The sequence below is a fragment of the Caulobacter sp. GW822-FHT07D08 genome, from assembly GCF_058798735.1.
In genome coordinates this window covers 14,314-32,074 of record NZ_JBXAKU010000001.1, presented here as the reverse complement: position 1 = coordinate 32,074, position 17,761 = coordinate 14,314, and the positions used below count along the sequence as shown (strand labels likewise).

Annotated in this window: 14 protein-coding genes; 1 reads left to right on the top strand and 13 read right to left on the bottom strand. The window is 67.2% G+C overall.

Annotation, left to right across the window (positions count from 1 at the left end; all coding sequences use genetic code 11):
- Nucleotides 1–4: 4 nt before the first annotated feature.
- The 7 genes from AC1RJ9_RS00130 to AC1RJ9_RS00100 form a co-directional block, all read right to left on the bottom strand.
- Nucleotides 5–244, bottom strand: a complete 240-nt coding sequence (locus AC1RJ9_RS00130; RefSeq protein WP_492835857.1) for a hypothetical protein — start codon at nucleotides 242–244, stop codon at nucleotides 5–7.
- 162 nt (nucleotides 245–406) lie between these two features.
- Entirely contained in the window at nucleotides 407–1,708 is a 1,302-nt protein-coding gene (locus AC1RJ9_RS00125) for a Xaa-Pro dipeptidase (RefSeq protein ID WP_492835859.1), read from the bottom strand.
- Nucleotides 1,705–2,988 carry an APC family permease gene (locus tag AC1RJ9_RS00120; RefSeq protein ID WP_492836111.1) on the bottom strand — a complete coding sequence of 428 codons (1,284 nt, stop codon included), beginning with the start codon at nucleotides 2,986–2,988 and terminating at the stop codon, nucleotides 1,705–1,707. Before AC1RJ9_RS00120 ends, AC1RJ9_RS00125 begins: the two co-directional genes overlap by 4 nt.
- A gap of 154 nt (nucleotides 2,989–3,142) precedes the next feature.
- Entirely contained in the window at nucleotides 3,143–5,515 is a 2,373-nt protein-coding gene (locus AC1RJ9_RS00115; protein WP_492835860.1) for a TonB-dependent receptor, read from the bottom strand.
- Between the two features lie 141 nt (nucleotides 5,516–5,656).
- A complete protein-coding gene (locus tag AC1RJ9_RS00110) occupies nucleotides 5,657–7,678 on the bottom strand; it encodes a tetratricopeptide repeat-containing sulfotransferase family protein (RefSeq protein ID WP_492835862.1) in 2,022 nt (673 codons plus the stop codon).
- Nucleotides 7,679–7,853: 175 nt separating this feature from the next.
- A complete protein-coding gene (locus AC1RJ9_RS00105) occupies nucleotides 7,854–9,104 on the bottom strand; it encodes an NAD(P)/FAD-dependent oxidoreductase (protein ID WP_492835864.1) in 1,251 nt (416 codons plus the stop codon).
- A gap of 36 nt (nucleotides 9,105–9,140) precedes the next feature.
- Entirely contained in the window at nucleotides 9,141–10,541 is a 1,401-nt protein-coding gene (locus AC1RJ9_RS00100) for a glutamine synthetase family protein (RefSeq protein ID WP_492835866.1), read from the bottom strand.
- Nucleotides 10,542–10,571: 30 nt separating this feature from the next.
- Here AC1RJ9_RS00100 and AC1RJ9_RS00095 point away from each other — a divergent pair, with 30 nt between their 5' ends.
- The gene (locus AC1RJ9_RS00095) at nucleotides 10,572–10,754 is read left to right on the top strand and encodes an antitoxin (protein WP_492835868.1); all 183 of its coding nucleotides are present in this window, start codon (nucleotides 10,572–10,574) and stop codon (nucleotides 10,752–10,754) included.
- A gap of 175 nt (nucleotides 10,755–10,929) precedes the next feature.
- On the opposite strand, the gene AC1RJ9_RS00090 is transcribed toward AC1RJ9_RS00095, so the two are convergent.
- From AC1RJ9_RS00090 to AC1RJ9_RS00065, 6 genes are all read right to left on the bottom strand, one after another.
- Complete coding sequence (locus AC1RJ9_RS00090; RefSeq protein WP_492835870.1) at nucleotides 10,930–12,333, bottom strand: aspartate aminotransferase family protein; 1,404 nt, start codon at nucleotides 12,331–12,333, stop codon at nucleotides 10,930–10,932.
- Nucleotides 12,334–12,349: 16 nt separating this feature from the next.
- Nucleotides 12,350–13,102 (bottom strand): gamma-glutamyl-gamma-aminobutyrate hydrolase family protein, encoded by a 753-nt coding sequence (locus AC1RJ9_RS00085; RefSeq protein WP_492835872.1) that lies wholly within the window; start codon nucleotides 13,100–13,102, stop codon nucleotides 12,350–12,352.
- 158 nt (nucleotides 13,103–13,260) lie between these two features.
- Nucleotides 13,261–14,406, bottom strand: coding sequence for an ABC transporter ATP-binding protein (locus tag AC1RJ9_RS00080; protein WP_492835874.1), 1,146 nt, complete (start codon nucleotides 14,404–14,406; stop codon nucleotides 13,261–13,263).
- A 127-nt stretch (nucleotides 14,407–14,533) separates the two neighbouring features.
- Nucleotides 14,534–15,391 (bottom strand): ABC transporter permease, encoded by an 858-nt coding sequence (locus tag AC1RJ9_RS00075; RefSeq protein WP_492835876.1) that lies wholly within the window; start codon nucleotides 15,389–15,391, stop codon nucleotides 14,534–14,536.
- A 145-nt stretch (nucleotides 15,392–15,536) separates the two neighbouring features.
- Entirely contained in the window at nucleotides 15,537–16,445 is a 909-nt protein-coding gene (locus tag AC1RJ9_RS00070; RefSeq protein ID WP_492835878.1) for an ABC transporter permease, read from the bottom strand.
- Nucleotides 16,446–16,572: 127 nt separating this feature from the next.
- The gene (locus tag AC1RJ9_RS00065; protein ID WP_492835880.1) at nucleotides 16,573–17,667 is read right to left on the bottom strand and encodes an ABC transporter substrate-binding protein; all 1,095 of its coding nucleotides are present in this window, start codon (nucleotides 17,665–17,667) and stop codon (nucleotides 16,573–16,575) included.
- Between the last annotated feature and the right edge of the window lie 94 nt (nucleotides 17,668–17,761).

Sequence of the window (17,761 nt, the reverse complement as noted above, 5' to 3'; positions counted from 1 at the left end):
TGGCTTAAGCAGCGGCCGCCTGGTGCGCCGCGCGGTTGCGGCCCCACGAGGGCGTGCGGACTTCCGGCGCGTCGACGTGAACCTGGGCCTTGCGGCCCTGCTGGCGCATGTGGCGGGCCAGCAGCTGGGCCAGAGCCTCGGCTTCGTGTTGCGAGGAATAGCAGCCAATCAGTTCGACCGAGTCGTTCCAGGTCACATGCCACACACCGGCGACCGGGCGGACGTAATAGTGGTTCTCGGTCATGGAGACCTCCTTGGACGTACTCAACGTAGAACTAACCACGTCGACATGACAGTTGTTTCGCTCTCGCACAATCAAATTGCGCTGCGATGCACAATGCATGGTCCGGGCCAAGGTTCAGAATGAGCATTTGTAGCTCAACCTCCCCCACGGGAAGAGACCGGGCTACTCGTCCTTCACGACCGCCCCACCCTTCATGACCTTGGGAATCCTGGTCAGGATCCCGATGTCCGCCAGCGGATCGCCGGACACCGCGATCAGGTCGGCGTAGCAGCCGGCCGCGTCGCAGCCGACCTTGCCGGTCTTGCCCATCAGCTCGGCCGCCACGGTCGTGGCCGACTGGATCGCCTGCATCGGCGTCATGCCGTACTTGACCATGTAGGGCAGCTGCCGCGCGTTGAGGCCGTGCGGATAGACCCCGGAGTCGGTGCCGTAGGCCAGCTTGACCCCCGCCTTGACCGCCTTGCGGAAGCCCTCGCGCTGGGCCTCGGTGGTCTCGTAATTCTTGCGCAGGGTTTCGGCGGGCCAGCCGTGGGCCTTGCCGTATTCGTCAATCCAGTCGCCGTCGTAGATGTCGGCGACCAGGAACACGCCCTTGGCCTTCATCATGGCGATGGCCTCGTCGTCCATCAGCGAGCCGTGCTCGATCGAGCGGACGCCGGCGCGCATGGCGACCTTCATGCCCTCGGCCCCGTGGGCGTGGGCGGTGGCGTAGGTCCCGCGCCGGGCGGCTTCCTCGACGGCGGCGCGGATCTCGTCTTCCGACAGCTCCAGCTGGCCCGGCTCGGTGCCGACGGTCAGCACCGCCCCGGTGGCGATCAGCTTCAGGAAGTCGGCGTGGTGGGCCAGGATATTGGCGGCCTTGCGGCGCGCATCCGCCGCGTCCTCGACAACCCCGACCCGCATCTCGGCCGGGATGCCGACGTCGGCGGCGATGCCGGTCACCTCGCCGCCGCCGCCGGGCGCGGTGATGTAGGCGCCGGCCACCGACATGCGCGGGCCAGGCACGAGACCGTTGTTGATCGCGTCGCGCAGGGCCACGTCGCCGAACGCCCGCCAGGTCCCGACGTCGCGCACGCTGGTGAAGCCCGCCATCAGGGTCTTGCGGGCGTGATCGGCGGCGATGAACGACTGGTAGGCGGCCGTGGTCAGCAGCGGCTCGGCGATGTTCTCGGTCTGCTCCTGGTCGACCAGGTGGGTGTGCATGTCGATCAGGCCGGGCAGGACGGTCAGCCTTGACCAGTCGGTCACGGGGCCATCTTTCGGCGCGGTCGTCCAGGCCGTGACGGCGGTGATCTTGCCGTCCTCGACGCGGATCAGCCGGTCGGTCAGCACCTTGCCCGACTGCGGGTCGATCAGACGCCCGGCGCGGACATAGGACGCCTCGCCGGCCGATGCGGCGGTGGCCACGAGCCCGGCCAGCAGGGCCGCGGCGGTCAGATAGGCGATCCAGGGGCGGGCGATCATCGGGCGGCCTCGCGAGCCAGGCGCGCGCGGCGCATCAGCAGATAGACCGGCGCGCCGGCCGCCAGCAGCACCAGCCCCCAGAAGGTCACCGACCAGCCCGCGCCGTAGAAGGTCCAGGCCGAGTAGACCGCCGCCAAGGCGGCGATGGCGGCGAAGGCCGGCGAGACGGGCATCCGCTTCTCGCGCCCCAGCTTCAGCACCGCCAGCGAGCAGAAGAGATAGGCGAACAGGCTCGACGCCGTGGCCAGCAGGGCCATGAAGGTGAAGGTGTCGGCCATCGACTTGGCGTAGTTCATCACCACTAGGATCGTCACCAGCACGCTGGACATCAGGTGGGCGCGAACCGGCGTGCCGTTGGCCGTGGTCTTGCCCATCCAGGCGGGGAAGACGCCCTCGCGAGCCATGGCCGCCGGCAATTCCCCCTGCAGCAGCACCCAGCCGTTCAGGGCGCCCAGGGCGCTGATCGCGGCGAAGGCGGCCAGGGCCAGGCGAAAGTCGCCGCCGCCGTGATAGGCCATGAAGTCGACCAGCGGGGCGTTGGAGCCCTGCAACACCGAAACCGGCGTCAGCAGCAGCACGCCCGACGAGACGAGCAGATAGATCAGGCCGGTGAAGGCCGTGCCGAACAGGGTCGAGCGCGGGATATTGCGCTCGGGCTGGTCAACCTGCTCGGCGGGAATGGTGGCCGACTCCACGCCCAGCAACGCCCACAGGGTCAGGGCCGCGGCGGCGGTGACGCTGCCTCCCGACAGGGCCGAGGGCTCGAAGGGCGCGATCGCCGCGGGTCCCTTGCGCAGCAGGATGAGGCCGGCCAGGCCGGCCACGGCGACCAGCGGCGCCAACTTGAGGATCGTGGTCACCAGCTGGGTCCAGCCGGCCGTGCGGGCCCCGGCGCAGTTGATCGCCGTGGCGATCCACACCATCGCGACCGTGACCAGGGCCGCCAGACCTGGGGTCTTGACCAGGTCCGGAACGAAGACGCTCATATAGCTGACGGCGGCGATGGCCAGGGCCGCGTTGGAGACCCAGACCGAGATCCAGTACGACCAGGCGACCATGAAGCCCGCGGGTCTGCCGAACGCCTCCTCGGTATAGGCGAACGGGCCGCCGGCGCGGGGAAAGGCCCGGGCCAGTCGTGCGAAGACCAGCGCCAGGCACAGCGCCCCGCCGATGGTGATCAACCAGGCAATGACGGCGTTCCAGCCATAGGGCGCCAGCGAGGCCGGCAGCATGAAGACGCCCGAGCCGATCATGTTGCCCACGACCAGGGCCGTGCACATCCACAGGCCCAGGGGTCTTGGATTGGAGGTCTTCACTCTAAACTCACTCCCTATCCCGCTCCGGCTATTCTGTCGTCATTCCCGCCCTTGGGGCGGGAATGACGGGGAAGGGGAATGATCGAGACTCCCCTTCCCCCTAGGCCCTGAACGGGTCCTAGAACGTCTTGCCCAGCTTGACCCCGATGGTGCGGGGCTGGTTCGGGACGATGTAGTACTGGGTTCCGCAGACGCTTTCGGCGCACTCGGCGTAGCGGTTCAGGCTGGCCCGCTTGTCGAAGGCGTTCTTCAGATAGACCGAGATCGACAGGCCATCCTTGTCGACGCCGGCCGAGAAGTCGGCGGTCGTGTAGCCCTTCTGCCGGCCGATGATGGCCCGCTCCTTCAAGCGCAGGTCGGTCCAGTTGCCGGACTGGCCGACGACGGTGCCCTGGGCGAAGGCGTCCCAGTCGGCGAGGCTGAACTCGTAGCGCGCCGTCAGGTTGGCCTTGTACTTCGGCGTGATCGGCAGGACCGTGCCGTCCGGCGCCTGCGGCGAGGCGCAGGTGGTGATCGGATTGCCCGAGGCGTCGGTGAAGCCGCAATAGTTAGCCGTCAGCTTGGCGTCGGTATAGGCGGCCGCGGCGTTGATCGTCAGGCCGTGGACCGGGACCCAGGTGATGTCGCTTTCCACGCCCTTGATGCGGGCCTGGTTGGCGTTCTTGATCTCGGTCAGGCCGTTGGCGCCCAGGATCGAGAACTGGAAGTTCTTCCAGTCCTCCATGAACACCGCGCCGTTCCAGCGGAAGCTGTTGTTCAGCCAGGTGGTCTTCCAGCCCGCTTCGTAATTCTCCAGATAGTCGGCGCGATAGGGCGGCAGGGTCGAGCGGCGGTTGATGCCGCCGGGCCGGAAGCCCTTGGAATAGGTGGCGTAAACCAGTTTCGAACTGTCGAGCTTGTAGGTCAGCGTGACCTTCGGCGAGTTGCCGCTCTCCTTGGTGCCCTTGTCCAGGTTGATGCAAGGCGCGTCGTCGACCTTGACCGTCGAGGCGAAGCAGGCCCGCTCCCCGGTCGAGCCATAGCCGGCCCCATAGCCGAAGAAGCCGGCCAAGGTGTTGTTCGACTTGAAGAACCGGATACCGGCGGTCAGCATCAGCTTTTCGGTGATGTCATACTCGGCCTGGCCGAACACGGCCTTGTCCCGATCGATCCGTTGCTGCGCCGTCAGCCAGATGGTGCCCGTATGTCCCGGCGCCGACAGCGTGCTGCCCAGACCGTCGATCTTGTAGTTCTGGAAGATGTGGTGCTTCTGCTTCTGGTAGAAGCCGCCGACCACGAACCGCAGCTTCTGGTCCTGCGGCGAGGCGATGCGGATCTCGTGGCTTTCCTTGCGGTACCGGTCCTTGCCCTGGATGTACTGCGAGGGGTTCACGAGATTGCCGGCGTTGTCGGTCCAGGCGAAGCCCGAGCCCAACTGGTCGTAGAAGTACGAGTAGTCGGTATAGTCCGAGTTGGTGACGTCGTTACGCTTCAGGTACGAGCCGGCATAGGTGACGTCGAGATTGGCGATCTGCCCCTCGATGGTCAGGGCCGCCTGGACCCACTTGTCCTTGCTGCTTTCCGGGTAGAAGTGCGAGACCTTCAGGTCGCCGACCTTGGGGTCGAAGGCGAACAGGCCGCCCACCTTCTGCACCTGGCCCATGACCGCGGGCGTGATCACCCAGTTGTCGTCGACCTCGATGCGCAGGGCCGCGCGGCCGCCCTGGGTGTAGACGGAGTTATAATTGTCCCTGACCCGGGACTTGTTGTTGATCGTCACGTCATTGGTCGGATCGGTATCGCCGCGCGTATAGGTGCGCGAGCCCGCCACGTTGTCGATATAGCCGGCGTCGCGGACGTCCCAGCCGACCACCCGCACGGCCATCTTGTCCGACAGCGGAATATTGACGAAGCCTTCGACCGTGTGGCCCGTGCCGCCGTGATCGACCTTGTTGGCCTCGACGTCGACGCCGGCCGAGAAGCCGCTGGTCGTCGGCTTGTTGGTGATGATCCGCAGCGTGCCGGCCTGGGAACTCGCGCCATACAGCGTGCCTTGCGGACCGGCCAGGGCCTCGACCCGGGCGATGTCGTAGACGTGGATGTCCAGCGCGCCCTGGATGGTGGTGACCGGCTGTTCGTCCAGATAGACGCCGACGCTGGGCAGCGAGCCGGAGTGGTTTCCGTCGCCGCCGCTGGCCACGCCGCGCATGTAAACCTGGCCAAAGCCGGGACCGGAGGTCGTGAACGACACGCTGGGCAGGTACTTCACATAGTCGACGAAGGCCGCGACCTGCAGTTGCTCCAGCTTCTCGCCGCCCATCGCCTGAATGCTGACGGGCACATCCTGCAGATTTTCGGATCGCTTCTGCGCGGTGACGACCACTTCTTCCAGAGCGGTCGATGATTGCGGCGCCTGCGCTTGAGCATGGGCGACGCTGGTGAACATGGTGGTCGCTAACAGCGCGGCGGAACAGACGCCGATCTTCTTCTTTTGAACCGAACCCAACGACATACAGTCGCTCCCCTTACGGCTTTGAAGGAACGACGTTCGGCCGGCCTCAAGCGTCCGGCAAGATTGGAAATTTCAGTTTGATGTCAATTCCTTGAAGTGTTGCAGAAATGGCAGGCGCGGGGGAGGACGCCGGGCGGATGGTCAAATAACGGGCGCGTCCGGATAGGCGGCGAGGACCGGTCCCAATGCCTGCTTGAGGGGGTCGAGGTGTGATTCGAATTTCTGCCAGTGCTCGACCGCGTCCTTGAAGATCGGGCGGCGGACCTGCTCTGAACTGGCGGTGCGGACGGCGCGGTCGTTCTTGTGCGGCGACAGGCAGGCTTCCTCGAACGGCAGGCCGCAATGGTCCAGCAGGGCGCGAATCTCGCGTTCCGGATTCTCGATCATCGCCTCGTAGATCACCCGGTGGACGCGCCCCGGCAGCACCGCGTCGAAGTGGGCCATCAGCTCCACGTAGTCGACATAGTAGCGGCCGATGTCGGTCAGGTCGTAGCTGAACGCCTGCCCCCGGGCGAAGTGCTGCTTGAAGCCCGAAAAGCAGCAGCCCAGCGGATGTCGGCGGGCGTCGATGATCTTCGCGTTCGGCAGGATCAGGTGGATGAAGCCCGCGTGCGCGAAGTTGTTGGGCATCTTGTCGATGAAGAACGGCTTGTCGGTCTTGCGCTGGACGCGGGTGCGCTCGATGAACTCCTCGCCCAGCGCGCGGAGCTCATCCGGCGACAACTCGGCCAGCACCTCGGGATAGCTGGACTCGGCCCGGTTGGCGGTCTTGCCGCCCAGTCGCCTCGCCATGACGATCAGGTCGGGCAACTCCATGGTGCCCTCGACCATCGAGTGGCTGGCCAGGATCTGTTCGATCAGGGTCGAGCCGGCGCGTGGCAGGCCGACGATGAAGATCGGATCGGGGGCCTGGGCGCCCTGCCCCGCCCGCGCCGCCAGGAAGCCGGGCGTGAACACCGCCTTGGCCCGCGCCGTCTCGGCGGCATTCTCTTGCGCGTCGTAGTCCAGCTGATTCCGGCGGATCGCCGCCCCGGCCGCGTAGTGTTCGAACGCCACGTCCCAGGCCTGCGCGTCCTCATGCGCCTTGCCCAAGGCGTAGCGCAGGTGCAGGCGGTCGTCGTCGGACAGGCTCGGCGCGTCGAGGGCGGCGGTCATGGCCGCGACATCGGCCGCGTCGAACTTCACCGTCTTCAGGTTCGCGAGACTCCACCAGGCCTCGCCCAGGGTCGGCGCCTGGGCCAGGGCCTTGCGGTAGGCGGCGATGGCGTCGGCCTGACGGCCCACGGTCTTCAGCGCGTGACCATAGCTCATCCAGCCCTTGGGCTGGTTGGGGTATTCGGCCAGCATCCGCTCGCAGACGGCGATGGCCTGGTCGTACTCGCCCAGCCGCGCCAGGATCGCCGCCCGCAGGTTGGCGTAGCCGGGATGGCGCGGATCCTTGTCGGTCAGGCGCTGGATCTCGCTCAGGGCCTCCAGGTTCTTGTTCTGGCGATAGAGCATGGTCGCCAGATTGTGCCGCGCGGCGGCGAAGTTGGGGGCCAGCTCAAGGCAGCGGGTCAGCAGGCCCTCGGCGTCGGCGTAGCGGCCCAGGCGCGCGCCGGTCTCGGCCAGCATGCGGATGGCGGCGACATCGCCGGCGTCTTCCTTCAGCCGCTCGCGCAGCAGTCGCTCGGCCTCGCCCAGGCGATTGTCGGATAGCGCCGTCGCCGCCTCGACCAGGATAGGATCGCGGGTCGAGGCGCGCAGCTGCCGCGCCAGGGCCTTCTCGGCGCCGACTTCGTCGCCCAGCAGCGCCAGGTTCTCGGAAAGCCCGCGCCAGGCCTCCGAAAGGCGCGGCTCAAGCGCGCTGGCGCGATCGAAGGCGCGGACGGCCTCGGCGGTGCGGCCCAGTTGCTCCAGACTCAGCGCCAGTTCCAGTTGGGCCAGAGGCAGGTTCGGCAGGGCCTCGGCCAGCGGCCCGACCGTCGCGGCGGCGGCCTCGGGATCCCCCGACAGCCGCAGGGCCGCGGCCAGGACGCGGGTGGTGTCGGCGTGGCGCGGCACGACCTCCAGGATCGCCCGCGCCTGTTCGGCCGCCAGGCGCGGATCGACCTCCAGCAGACGCTCGGCGTGTTCGAGCGCCGCGGCGAGACTCATGGCGGGCTGGGCGGTCGTGGTGGTCATGCGGCGAGGAGAGCGGAGCGCCGGGGAGCGTGTCAATCGGAGCGTCGCCAAATCCTCCCCCTGACAGGGGAGGTGTCGGCTCGAAGAGACGACGGAGGGGGAAGAGGCCGGCGGGGAAGCACTTCCCCCTCCGGCCGCTTCGCGACCACCTCCCCCTCAGGGGGAGGAAGGCGCGCTACAGCCGATCCCGCAACGCGTACCAGCTCAGCCCCGCCACGGTCAGCGGCCAGCGCAGCAGGCGCCCGCCCGGGAACGGCGGGGTGGGGAGGCGCGAGAGCAGGTCGACGCCCTCCGTCTCGCCGAAGGCCGCCTCGGCCAGCAGCTTGCCGACATACGGCGCCAGCATCACCCCCTGCCCGGAATAGCCGGAGGCCACGCGGACGCCCGGCGCGACCTCGCCGACGAAGGGCATGCGGCTCAGGGTGATGCCCAGGGTCCCGCCCCAGGCGTGGGTGATCGGGACGTCGGCCAACCGCGGATAGACCTTGGCGAGGTTCTTGCGGACCATGCCGGCGATGTCGCGCGGGAAGCCGGGCCGATAGTTCTCGCCGCCGCCGAACAGCAGCCGGCCGTCGGGCGTCTTGCGGAAGTAGTTCACGACGAACCGGCTGTCCGACACCGCCGCGTTGGAGCGGATGATCGTCTCGGCCAGGCCGCCCAGCGGCGCGGTGACGGCGATGAAGTTGTTGATCGGCATGACCCGCGCGCCCGCCTTGCCGGCCATGGCGTTCAGCAGGCCGTCGCCGCTGAGGATCAGTTGATCGCAGGTGACCCGGCCCGTCGCGGTCTCGACGACGATCTTGCCGCCCGCTCGCGTCCAGCTTTCGGCGCGGGTGTTCTCATGGATCATCGCGCCCGCCGCGATCGCTCGCCGCGCCATGCCCAGGGCCAGCTTCAGCGGATGCACATGGCCGCCGCCGCGATCGATCAGGCCGCCGTGATAGACGTCGGTCCCCAGCTCGCTGGCGAGGCCGGCCACGTCGATCAGCGCCAGATGGTCGTAGCCGTAGCGGTCGGCCATCAGGGCGATGTAGTCGGCGTCCTCGGCCTCGCCGTTCGGCTTGTGGCGCGCGTGGATCATCCCTGGCCGCCAGTCGCACGGAATGGCGTCGGTCAGGGTCTTGAAGTGCGCGCGCGCGTCTTCGGCCAGCCGCCACAGGGCCCGGGCGTCATCGCGGCCGACGGTCTTCTCGAGCCAGACCTGATCGCGCCGCTGACCGGTATGGACTTGGCCGCCGTTGCGTCCGCTCGCCGCGCAGCCGACCCGGCCAGCTTCCAGCACCACGACCTTGGCTCGGGCCGCCAGGGCCAGGGCCGCGCCCAGACCGGTGAAGCCGGCGCCGACCATGCAGACGTCGGCCTGGGTGTCGCCGTCGAGCGGCGGCAGGTCGGGACGGTCGGGGACCGTGGCCTCATACCAGTTCATCCCCTTCCCCCCTGAGGAGGGAAGGGCTTCGAGGGCCTACACATTCAGCAGCAGGAACTCCCGCTCCCACGGACTGATCGTGCGCATGAAGGTCTCGTACTCGGCCTGCTTCACGCGGTCATAGGCCTGGCAGAAGATCGGCCCCAGGATCTCGACCAGCGGCTCGCACTGCTCGAACAGCTTGAGCGACTCCGACAGGCTGCGCGGCAGCTGCACGCCCGCCACGCTGGCGTCGGTCGCGACCGGATCGCTCGGCTTCAGCCCCTGGGTCATGCCCAGATAGCCCGCCGCCAGCGAGGCCGCGATGGCCAGGTACGGATTGGCGTCCGACGAGGGAATACGGTTCTCCAGCCGGCGGTTCTCCGGCCCGGACGGCGGGACCCGCAGGCCGCAGGTGCGGTTGTCGTAACCCCACTGGGTGTTGACCGGCGCGCCCGAGTCCTTGGCGATCCGGCGATATGAATTCACGTACGGCGCCAGGATGGCCATGATCGCCGGCAGATAGGTCTGCTGCCCCGCGATGAAGCCATGGAACAGCGCCGTCTCCTCGCCCGACTTGCGGTGGGAGAACAGGTTCTGGCCATCCTTGTCGACGATCGACTGGTGGATGTGCATGGCGCTGCCCGGCTCGCTGGCCATCGGCTTGGCCATGAAGGTGGCGTAGATCTCGTGCTCCAGCGCCACCTCACGGATGGTGCGCTTGAACATGAACACCTGGTCGGCCAGCTCCAGCGGATTGCCGTGGCGGAGGTTGATCTCCATCTGGGCCACGCCGCTTTCGTGGATCAGGGTGTCGATCTCCAGGCCCTGGCGTTCGGAGTACTCGTACATGTCCTCGAACAGCGCATCGAACTCGTTGACCGCGCTGATCGAATAGCCCTGCCGCCCGGTCTCGGGCCGGCCGGAGCGGCCGATGGGCGGCTTGAGCGGGTAGTCCGGGTCGGTGTTCTTGTCGACGAGATAGAACTCGATCTCCGGCGCCACGATCGGCACCCAGCCCTGCTCGGCATAGAGGGCCAGCACCCGCCGCAGCACCTGGCGCGGGGCTTCCTCGACGGGGCGGCCATCGGGATGGAAGGCGTCGTGGATCACCTGGGCCGTCGGGTCCTGGGCCCACGGCACGGCGGCCAGGGTCGCGAAGTCCGGGGTCAGGAAGATGTCGGTGTCGGACTGCACCGCGCTGACCGCCCCCTCGAACTCGGGGAAGTCGCCGGTGATGGTCTGGTAGAACACCGCCAGCGGCAGGTTCATCGAGGGCGTGCCGAGGAACTTGCGCACCGGCATGATCTTGCCGCGCGCCACGCCGGCCAGATCGGGCACCACGCACTCGATCTCCTCAATGCTCTGCCGCGCGAACCAGGCCTGGGCCTCTTCCAGCGACGAGACCCCCCGATTGAGCGTGGTCTCGCGCTTGGCCTTGTTGTGTTTCGGCTTCATGACGCGCTCCAGCTTCTGCTATCGTGAGATATGGACGAGCCGGAACCGGACATCTTCGACGAACTGGAAGACGAAGCTGAACGTCGAGCGGAAGCTGAAGCCGATGCCGACATCGCGGCCGGTCGGGTCGTTCCGCACGAGCGCGTAGCAGAGTGGTTGAAATCCTTGGGGACGCCTAACCAGCTACCCACGCCGTACTCGTGGCGAAAGTAGTTTGGAGCGGACGGGTCCTCGCGAGACCATCCCTCTATCCGCTCATCCCCGCGAAAGCGGGGACCCAAGCCGAGTCCAGAGTTCATCCCCACCCGCACCGCCTGACTGAACATCAGCTTGGGTCCCCGCTTTCGCGGGGATGAGCGGTGTTGGAGGTGAGTTCGGTGCTCTAACCTCATGACACCGCCTCCGGCTTGAGCGCCCGCAGCACGGGCTCGGCCTCGGTCAGAGACTGGCGGATGATCGCGACAAGTTTGTCGATCTCGGCGTGGGTGATGATCAGCGGCGGGCAGCAGACGATGCTGTCGCGGATGGCGCGGACCATCAGGCCGTTCTTGATGCAGAGGTCACGCACGATCGGGCCGGCCTCGCCCTCCTTGTCGAGGAAGCGATGGTTGGTCCCCTTCTCGCGGACGATCTCGATAGCTCCAATCAAACCAAGCGAGCGGGTCTCGCCCACCAGCGGATGGTCGTTCAGGCTGGCCAACGCCTTGGCCAGGTAGGGCCCGGTGTCGTCGCGGGTGCGCTCGACCAGGCTCTCACGCTCCAGGATCTCGATGTTCTTCAGCGCCACCGCCGCGCAGGTCGGGTGGCCCGAATAGGTAAAGCCGTGGATGAAGTCGCCGCCCTTTTCGCGCAGCTCGGCGACGATGTGATCGGCGACCCCGACGGCCGAGATCGGCAGATAGCCGGACGACAGGCCCTTGGCCATGGCGATCAGGTCCGGCTTGATCCCGTAGTGCTGGTGGCCGAACCACTGGCCGAGGCGCCCGAAGCCGCAGATCACCTCGTCGCAGACCAGGAGGATCCCGTACTTGCGGCACAGGGCCTCGACCGCCGGCCAGTAGCCGTCCGGCGGGATGATCACCCCGCCCGCGCCCTGCACCGGCTCGCCGATGAAGGCCGCGACGTTCTCGGGGCCGACTTCCAGGATCTTGTCCTCGACGGCCTTGACGGCGCGGTCGCGGAAGGCGGCCGGATCCTCGCCGAAGCCGTCGCCGAACGGATAGGGCTGCATCACGTGGTGGACGCCGGGGATCGGCAGGTCGCCCTGCACATGCATGTGCTTCATGCCGCCCAGCGACACCCCGGCCACGGTCGAGCCGTGATAGGCGTTCCAGCGGCTGATGAAGGCGGTGCGCTGCGGCTGCCCCTTGAGCTTCCAATAGTGGCGGACCAGGCGGAAGACCGTGTCGTTGGCCTCCGAGCCCGACGAGTTGAAGAACACGTGGGTCAGATGGCCGCCCATCTTCTCGGCGATCTTGGCCGCCAGCTTCACGGTCGGCGGCGTCGTCGTCTTGAAGAAGGTGTTGTAGTACGGCAGCTCCAGCATCTGCTCGTAGGCGGCTTCCGCCAGCTCGGTGCGGCCGTAGCCGACATTGACGCACCACAGGCCGGCCATGCCGTCCAGAATGCGGTGGCCGTCACCGTCCTGGATGTAGACCCCGTCGGCGCGGGTGACGACACGGCTGCCGCCCAGCTCGAACAGGACCTTGTGATCGGCCTGGGCCGGCAGGTGGTGGGCGAGGTCGAGACGCTTGAGCTCGGCGACGTCGTGGTTGCGGATGGGGACGGTCATCTTGAAGCTCCTGGCCTTACACGACGAGCGGCGCGCCTCTGAGGGCGCGTCCGAAGATTTCAAAGAAGATCTGCGACTGCCGGTTCTGCGCCGGCTTCCATTCAGGGTGCCACTGGACGGCCAGCACCGGCGCGCCGTTGACGGTGGCGGAGAAGGCTTCGACGACGCCATCGGGCGCGCGCGCCTCGACGGTCAGCCCCTCGCCCAGCCGGTCGACACCCTGATAGTGCACCGAGTTGACAACAGCCTCTTCCACGCCGAAAGCGCGGGCCAGGACGCCGCCCGGCGTCAGCTCCACGGCGTGGGTGTGGTCGAACATGCCGTTGAAATCGACGTCGTCCGGCGCGTGGTGGGCGATCAGGTCGGCGTTGGCGGCCATGTCCCGTCGCAGCGTCCCGCCGAACGCGACATTGATTTCCTGGAAGCCGCGGCAGATCCCGAACACCGGCTTGCGGAGGTCCAGCATGGCCTTGATCAGGTCGGCGGTCATGCCATCGCGCGCGGCGTCGAACGGACCTGGCGCATCGCCGATCTCCTCGCCGTAGAGCGCCGGGTCGAGATTGGAGGGGCTGCCTGTCAGCATCAGCCCGTCCAGTCGCCCGGCGACCTCGGCCGCCCGCATCTGGCCCGGCAGGGACGGGACCAGCAGCGCCGCGACGTCGCCATGAGCCATGGTCGCCTCGACATAGCGGCTCATCACCGCCTGGGCCGACTCCACCCCGACGGTGCGCGTGCAGCAGATGATTCCAGCGACGGGGCGGGTGGTCATTCTAGACCTCCGATTTCCCCGGCGAATGCCGGGGCCCAGATCGAGGGCGCCAAGGTCCGATGGGCCGGCGCAGTCCGGAGGCGCGACGTCGATCGACGCTCTGGGTGAATCTGGGTCCCGGCGTTCGCCGGGAAGGTCGGGTTATGGCTAAGCATAGGTCACGACAACAGCACCGCCGGCGAGCAGGCGTGCCAGCACAGCCACACCGTCTCGCCCAGCTTGAAGTCCTCCTGGTCCCAGCGGGTCAGGTTCGAGCGCTGGACCTTGATCCGACGCCCGCCCTCGATCTCCACCTCATAGGTCGACTGACCGCCCAGATAGGCCTCATGCTTGATGACACCCGCGATGGCGTTGGTCCCCTTCGGGCAGTCGCCGAGGTTGGGCGGCTCGTCGCCGTCCTTCTTGTGCAGCTCGATCTTCTCGGGACGGATCGCCGCCCAGACCGTGCCGCCGCGGGCGCCGGTGACGCCGTGGTCGAGGAAGATGTCGACCGGCAGGTCCGGCGAACGGATCACCGCGTGGCTGGGCTCGTCGACGGCCAGCACGCCCTCGAACAGGTTCACGCTGCCGATGAAGTCGGCCACGAAGCGGCTGTTGGGGAACTCGTAGAGATCGCTGGGCGTGGCGACCTGCTGCAGCACGCCCCGGCTCATCACCGCGCAACGCGACGCCAGGGCCAGGGCCTCGTCCTGGTCGTGGGTGACCATGATGAAGGTGATGCCGACCTTCTCCTGCAGGGTGCAGAGTTCGGTGCGCATCTGCTCGCGCAGCTTGGCGTCCAGGGCCGACAGCGGCTCGTCCAGCAGCAAGACGCGGGGCCGCTTGACCAGGGCCCTGGCCAGGGCCACGCGCTGGCGCTGACCGCCGGACAGCTGGTCGGGCTTGCGGTCGCCGTAGCCGCCCAGCTGCACCAGTTCCAACGCCTCCTCGACGCGGCGGTCGCGCTCGGCCTTGCTCACCTTGTCGACCACCAGGCCGTAGGCGACGTTGTCGGCCACGCTCATGTGCGGGAACACGGCGTAGGACTGGAACACCATGTTCACCGGCCGCTTGTTGGGCGGCACCTTGGAGATGTCCTGGCCGTCGATCAGGATCCGCCCCTCGGTGGGCGTCTCGAAGCCGGCCAGCATCCGCAGCAGGGTGGTCTTGCCGCAGCCCGACGGGCCCAGCAGGGCGAAGAACTCGCCCTCGGTCACGGTCAGGGAAACGTTGTCGACCGCCGCCAGCTTGCCGAAGCGCTTGGTGACGTTCTCGAAGGTGATGATGGGTTTCGGTTGGCTCACTGGGCTTGTCCCCCGACACACAGAACCCCGACTTCCCCGGCGAAAGCCGGGGCCCAGATCGTAAAACTGGGAAGCGCCAGGTACGGCCAAAGCTCAGGCTGAATCTGGGTCCCGGCTTTCGCCGGGAAGATCGGAAGGAAGCGAGCGCTCATTTCGGATCCCCCGTCCCGTGACCGGCAGTCGCCGCCGGGTCCCCCTGCAGTTTCAGCGCCGCCGCGGTCAGCAGCACGGTCAGCACGATCAGCACCGTCGAGGCCGCGTTGACCTCCGGCGTGACCGAGAAGCGGACCATCGAATAGACCTTGACCGGGAAGGTCACCGTGTCCGGGCCGGCGGTGAAGAAGGTGATGACGAAGTCGTCCAGGCTCAGCGTGAAGGCCAGCAGCGCCCCGGCCACCAGCGACGGCGCCATGTGCGGCAGGATCACGTCCTTGATGGTGCGGAACTCGCCGGCCCCCAGGTCGCGGGCCGCCTCCTCCATCTCGCGGTTGAAGCTGGCCATGCGGGCGCGCACCACCACCGCCACGAACGGGAACGAGAACGACACGTGGGCGATGATGATCGCCCCCAGGTTCAGCGGCCACGGCAGGCCCTGCGGCCAGGGCATGACCCGGGCGAAGAACACCAGCATGGCCACGCCCATGCAGATCTCGGGCACCACGATCGGCAGGGCCAGGGCGCCGTCCAGGACCGTCTTGCCCGGGAAGCGGAAGCGCCACAGCAGCAGGGCCGCCGAGGCGCCGAGGATCAGGCTGATCACCGTCGAGGCCGCCGCGATCGTCAGGCTGTTGCCGAACGCTTCCAGGAGGGCGGAGTCGTTGAACAGCTTGTCGTAGTATTTGAGCGTGAAGCCCTTCCAGACGATGTTGCGCCGGCTGTCGTTGAAGCTGAACGCCATCAGGGCGACCAGCGGCGCGTAGAGGAAGATGCCCACCATCGCCAGCCAGGCCTGCATCGGCCAGCGGCGGAGGTATTCGAGCGGACCGGGAGGCGATTTCTTGGTCATGCGAACACCTCCCCCTTCCCCCTTGGATGGGGGAAGGGTTGGGGATGGGGGTGACAGCGCGTCAGGACGTAGCGCGCGCCGAACCGCCGCATCACCCCCACCCTACCCTCCCCCATCAAGGGGGAGGGATCATGAAACGGAACCATCATGCCTTCGCCTCCGGCGTCTTCTTCGCCAGCACCGCCTGGATCGCGATGGCGATGAAGGTCAGGTACATCAGCACGAACGACATGGCCGCGCCGAACGGCCAGTCGTTGGCGCGCTTGAACTGGCGCTCGATGACGTTGGCGATCATCTGGCTGTCGGGCCCGCCCAGCAGGTCCGGGGTCAGATAGGCGCCGAGCGCCGGGATGAAGGTGATCAGCACGCCCGAGGCGATGCCCGGCAGGGCCAGGGGCACGACCACCTTGAAGATCGTCCGCATGTGCCCGGCGCCGAGGTCGAGACTGGCCTCCAGCAGCGACTTGTCCAGCCGGTCCAGGGCCGAATAGAGCGGCAGCACCATGAACGGCAGGTGCACGTAGACGAGGCCCAGGATCACCGCGAAATTGTTGTGCAGCAGCCCCAGCGGCTGGAAGTCGCCCAGCGGCTGCAGGCCGACCAGGGCGGCCAGTCCTCCCCCGCCCTTCCAAAGCCATTCCAGGCTCTGATTGATATAGCCCTCGGTGCGCAACACGGCGATCAGGGCGTAGGTGCGGATCAGGAGGTTCGTCCAGAACGGCAGCATGATCATCAGCAGCAGCCAGGTCTTGGCCTTGTCGGACGCGAAGGTGATGGCCAGGGCGACCGGAAAGCCCAGCACCAGGCACAGGCCCGTGGTCAGCCCCGCCACCCAGGCCGACTTCAGGAAGATCTTCAGATACAGCGGCTCGATCGCCCGGGCGTAGTTGTGGAACGTGCCGGTGATGGCGATCTCGGTCAGGCCCTCGTTGTGACCGAAGCTGTAGGCCCAGACGATCGCCATCGGCGCCAGGAAGAACACCACCAACCACACCAGCGGCGGTCCCAGCGCGGCGGCGAAAACGGCCTTGGCCTGTTTCCAGGATTGTTCCATTCCCCACTCCCTAGATTGTCATCCCGGGCGGAGCGCGGCGGAGACCCGGGACCGCCGGAAATACGGAGCTTCCGGCGGTCCCGGCTCGGCGCGCTTCGCGCTTGGCCGGGATGACAGCTTTTACGGCCTAAGCCGCCCGCACCCGCGTGATGATTTCCTCGTACTGACTGGCCTTCTCGGCCCCTTCGAACGCGCCGTACTCGCACTTGGCCATGATGTCGGCCGGCGGGAAGATCACCGGGTTGTTGCGGTAGCTCTCCGGCATCAGCGCCTTGGCCGCCGCGTTCGGGGTCGGGTAGAGGATCGTCTTGGTGATCTCGGCCCCGGCCTGGGCGTCCAGCAGGTAGTTGATGAAGGCGTGGGCGTTGTTCGGACGCGGCGCACCCTTGGGGATGCACAGGGTGTCGCTGTTGATCAACGAGCCCTCCTTGGGCACCACGAAATCGAGGTCCGGGTCGTCCTTCATCACCTGGGCGATGTCGCCGTTATATTCCAGCACCAGGTCGACCTCGCCCGAGACTAGCAGGTCCTGGCCGTTGTCGTCGTGGAAGGCCTTCACGAACGGCTTCTGCTTGATCAGCATCTGCTCGATCTTCGGCAGCATGTCGGCCGGGATGTCGTTGACGCTGTGGCCCAGATACTTGGCCGACAGGCGCACCAGGTCGGCGCTTTCCGACAGCAGGGCGATGCGACCCTTGTACTTGTCGCTGTCGAACAGCCACTTCCAGCTGTCGGGCACGCCCTGGACCTTGCTCTTGCGATAGCCGATGCCCAGCAGCAGCCAGGTGTAGGGCATCGAGTACTTCCGGCCCGGATCGAAGTCCGGGTTCAGGAAGGACGGGTCGATGTTCTTCATGTTCGGGATCTTGGCGTGATCCAGCACCTCGAGCATGCCGGCCTGGCCCATGCGGGTGACGAACTCGTTCGACGGCACGATCACGTCGAAGCCCGGATTGCCGGCCTTGAGCTTGGCGAACAGCTCATCGTTGGTCGCGAACAGGCTCATGTTCACGTCGACGCCGGTCGCCTTCTTGAAGTCGCCCAGCGTGGTCTCGCCGATATAGGTGTCCCAGTTGTAGAAGTTCAGCTTGGGCTCTTCGCCGTTCGCGCCGGCCGGCTTGGGTTTCTCGCCGCAGGCCGTGAACGACAGGCCGATGGCCGCCGCCCCGAAGGCCGTGAGAAGCGAGCGCCGGTTCGCGCCTCTCTGAGTGATGCTGCTCATGGTCCCTATCTCCCTCTAGGACGTCCGATGACGGACATGACGGCCGCCGCACAATCTGGATCCCTCCCCCTTGGATGGGGGAGGGGCGGGGGTG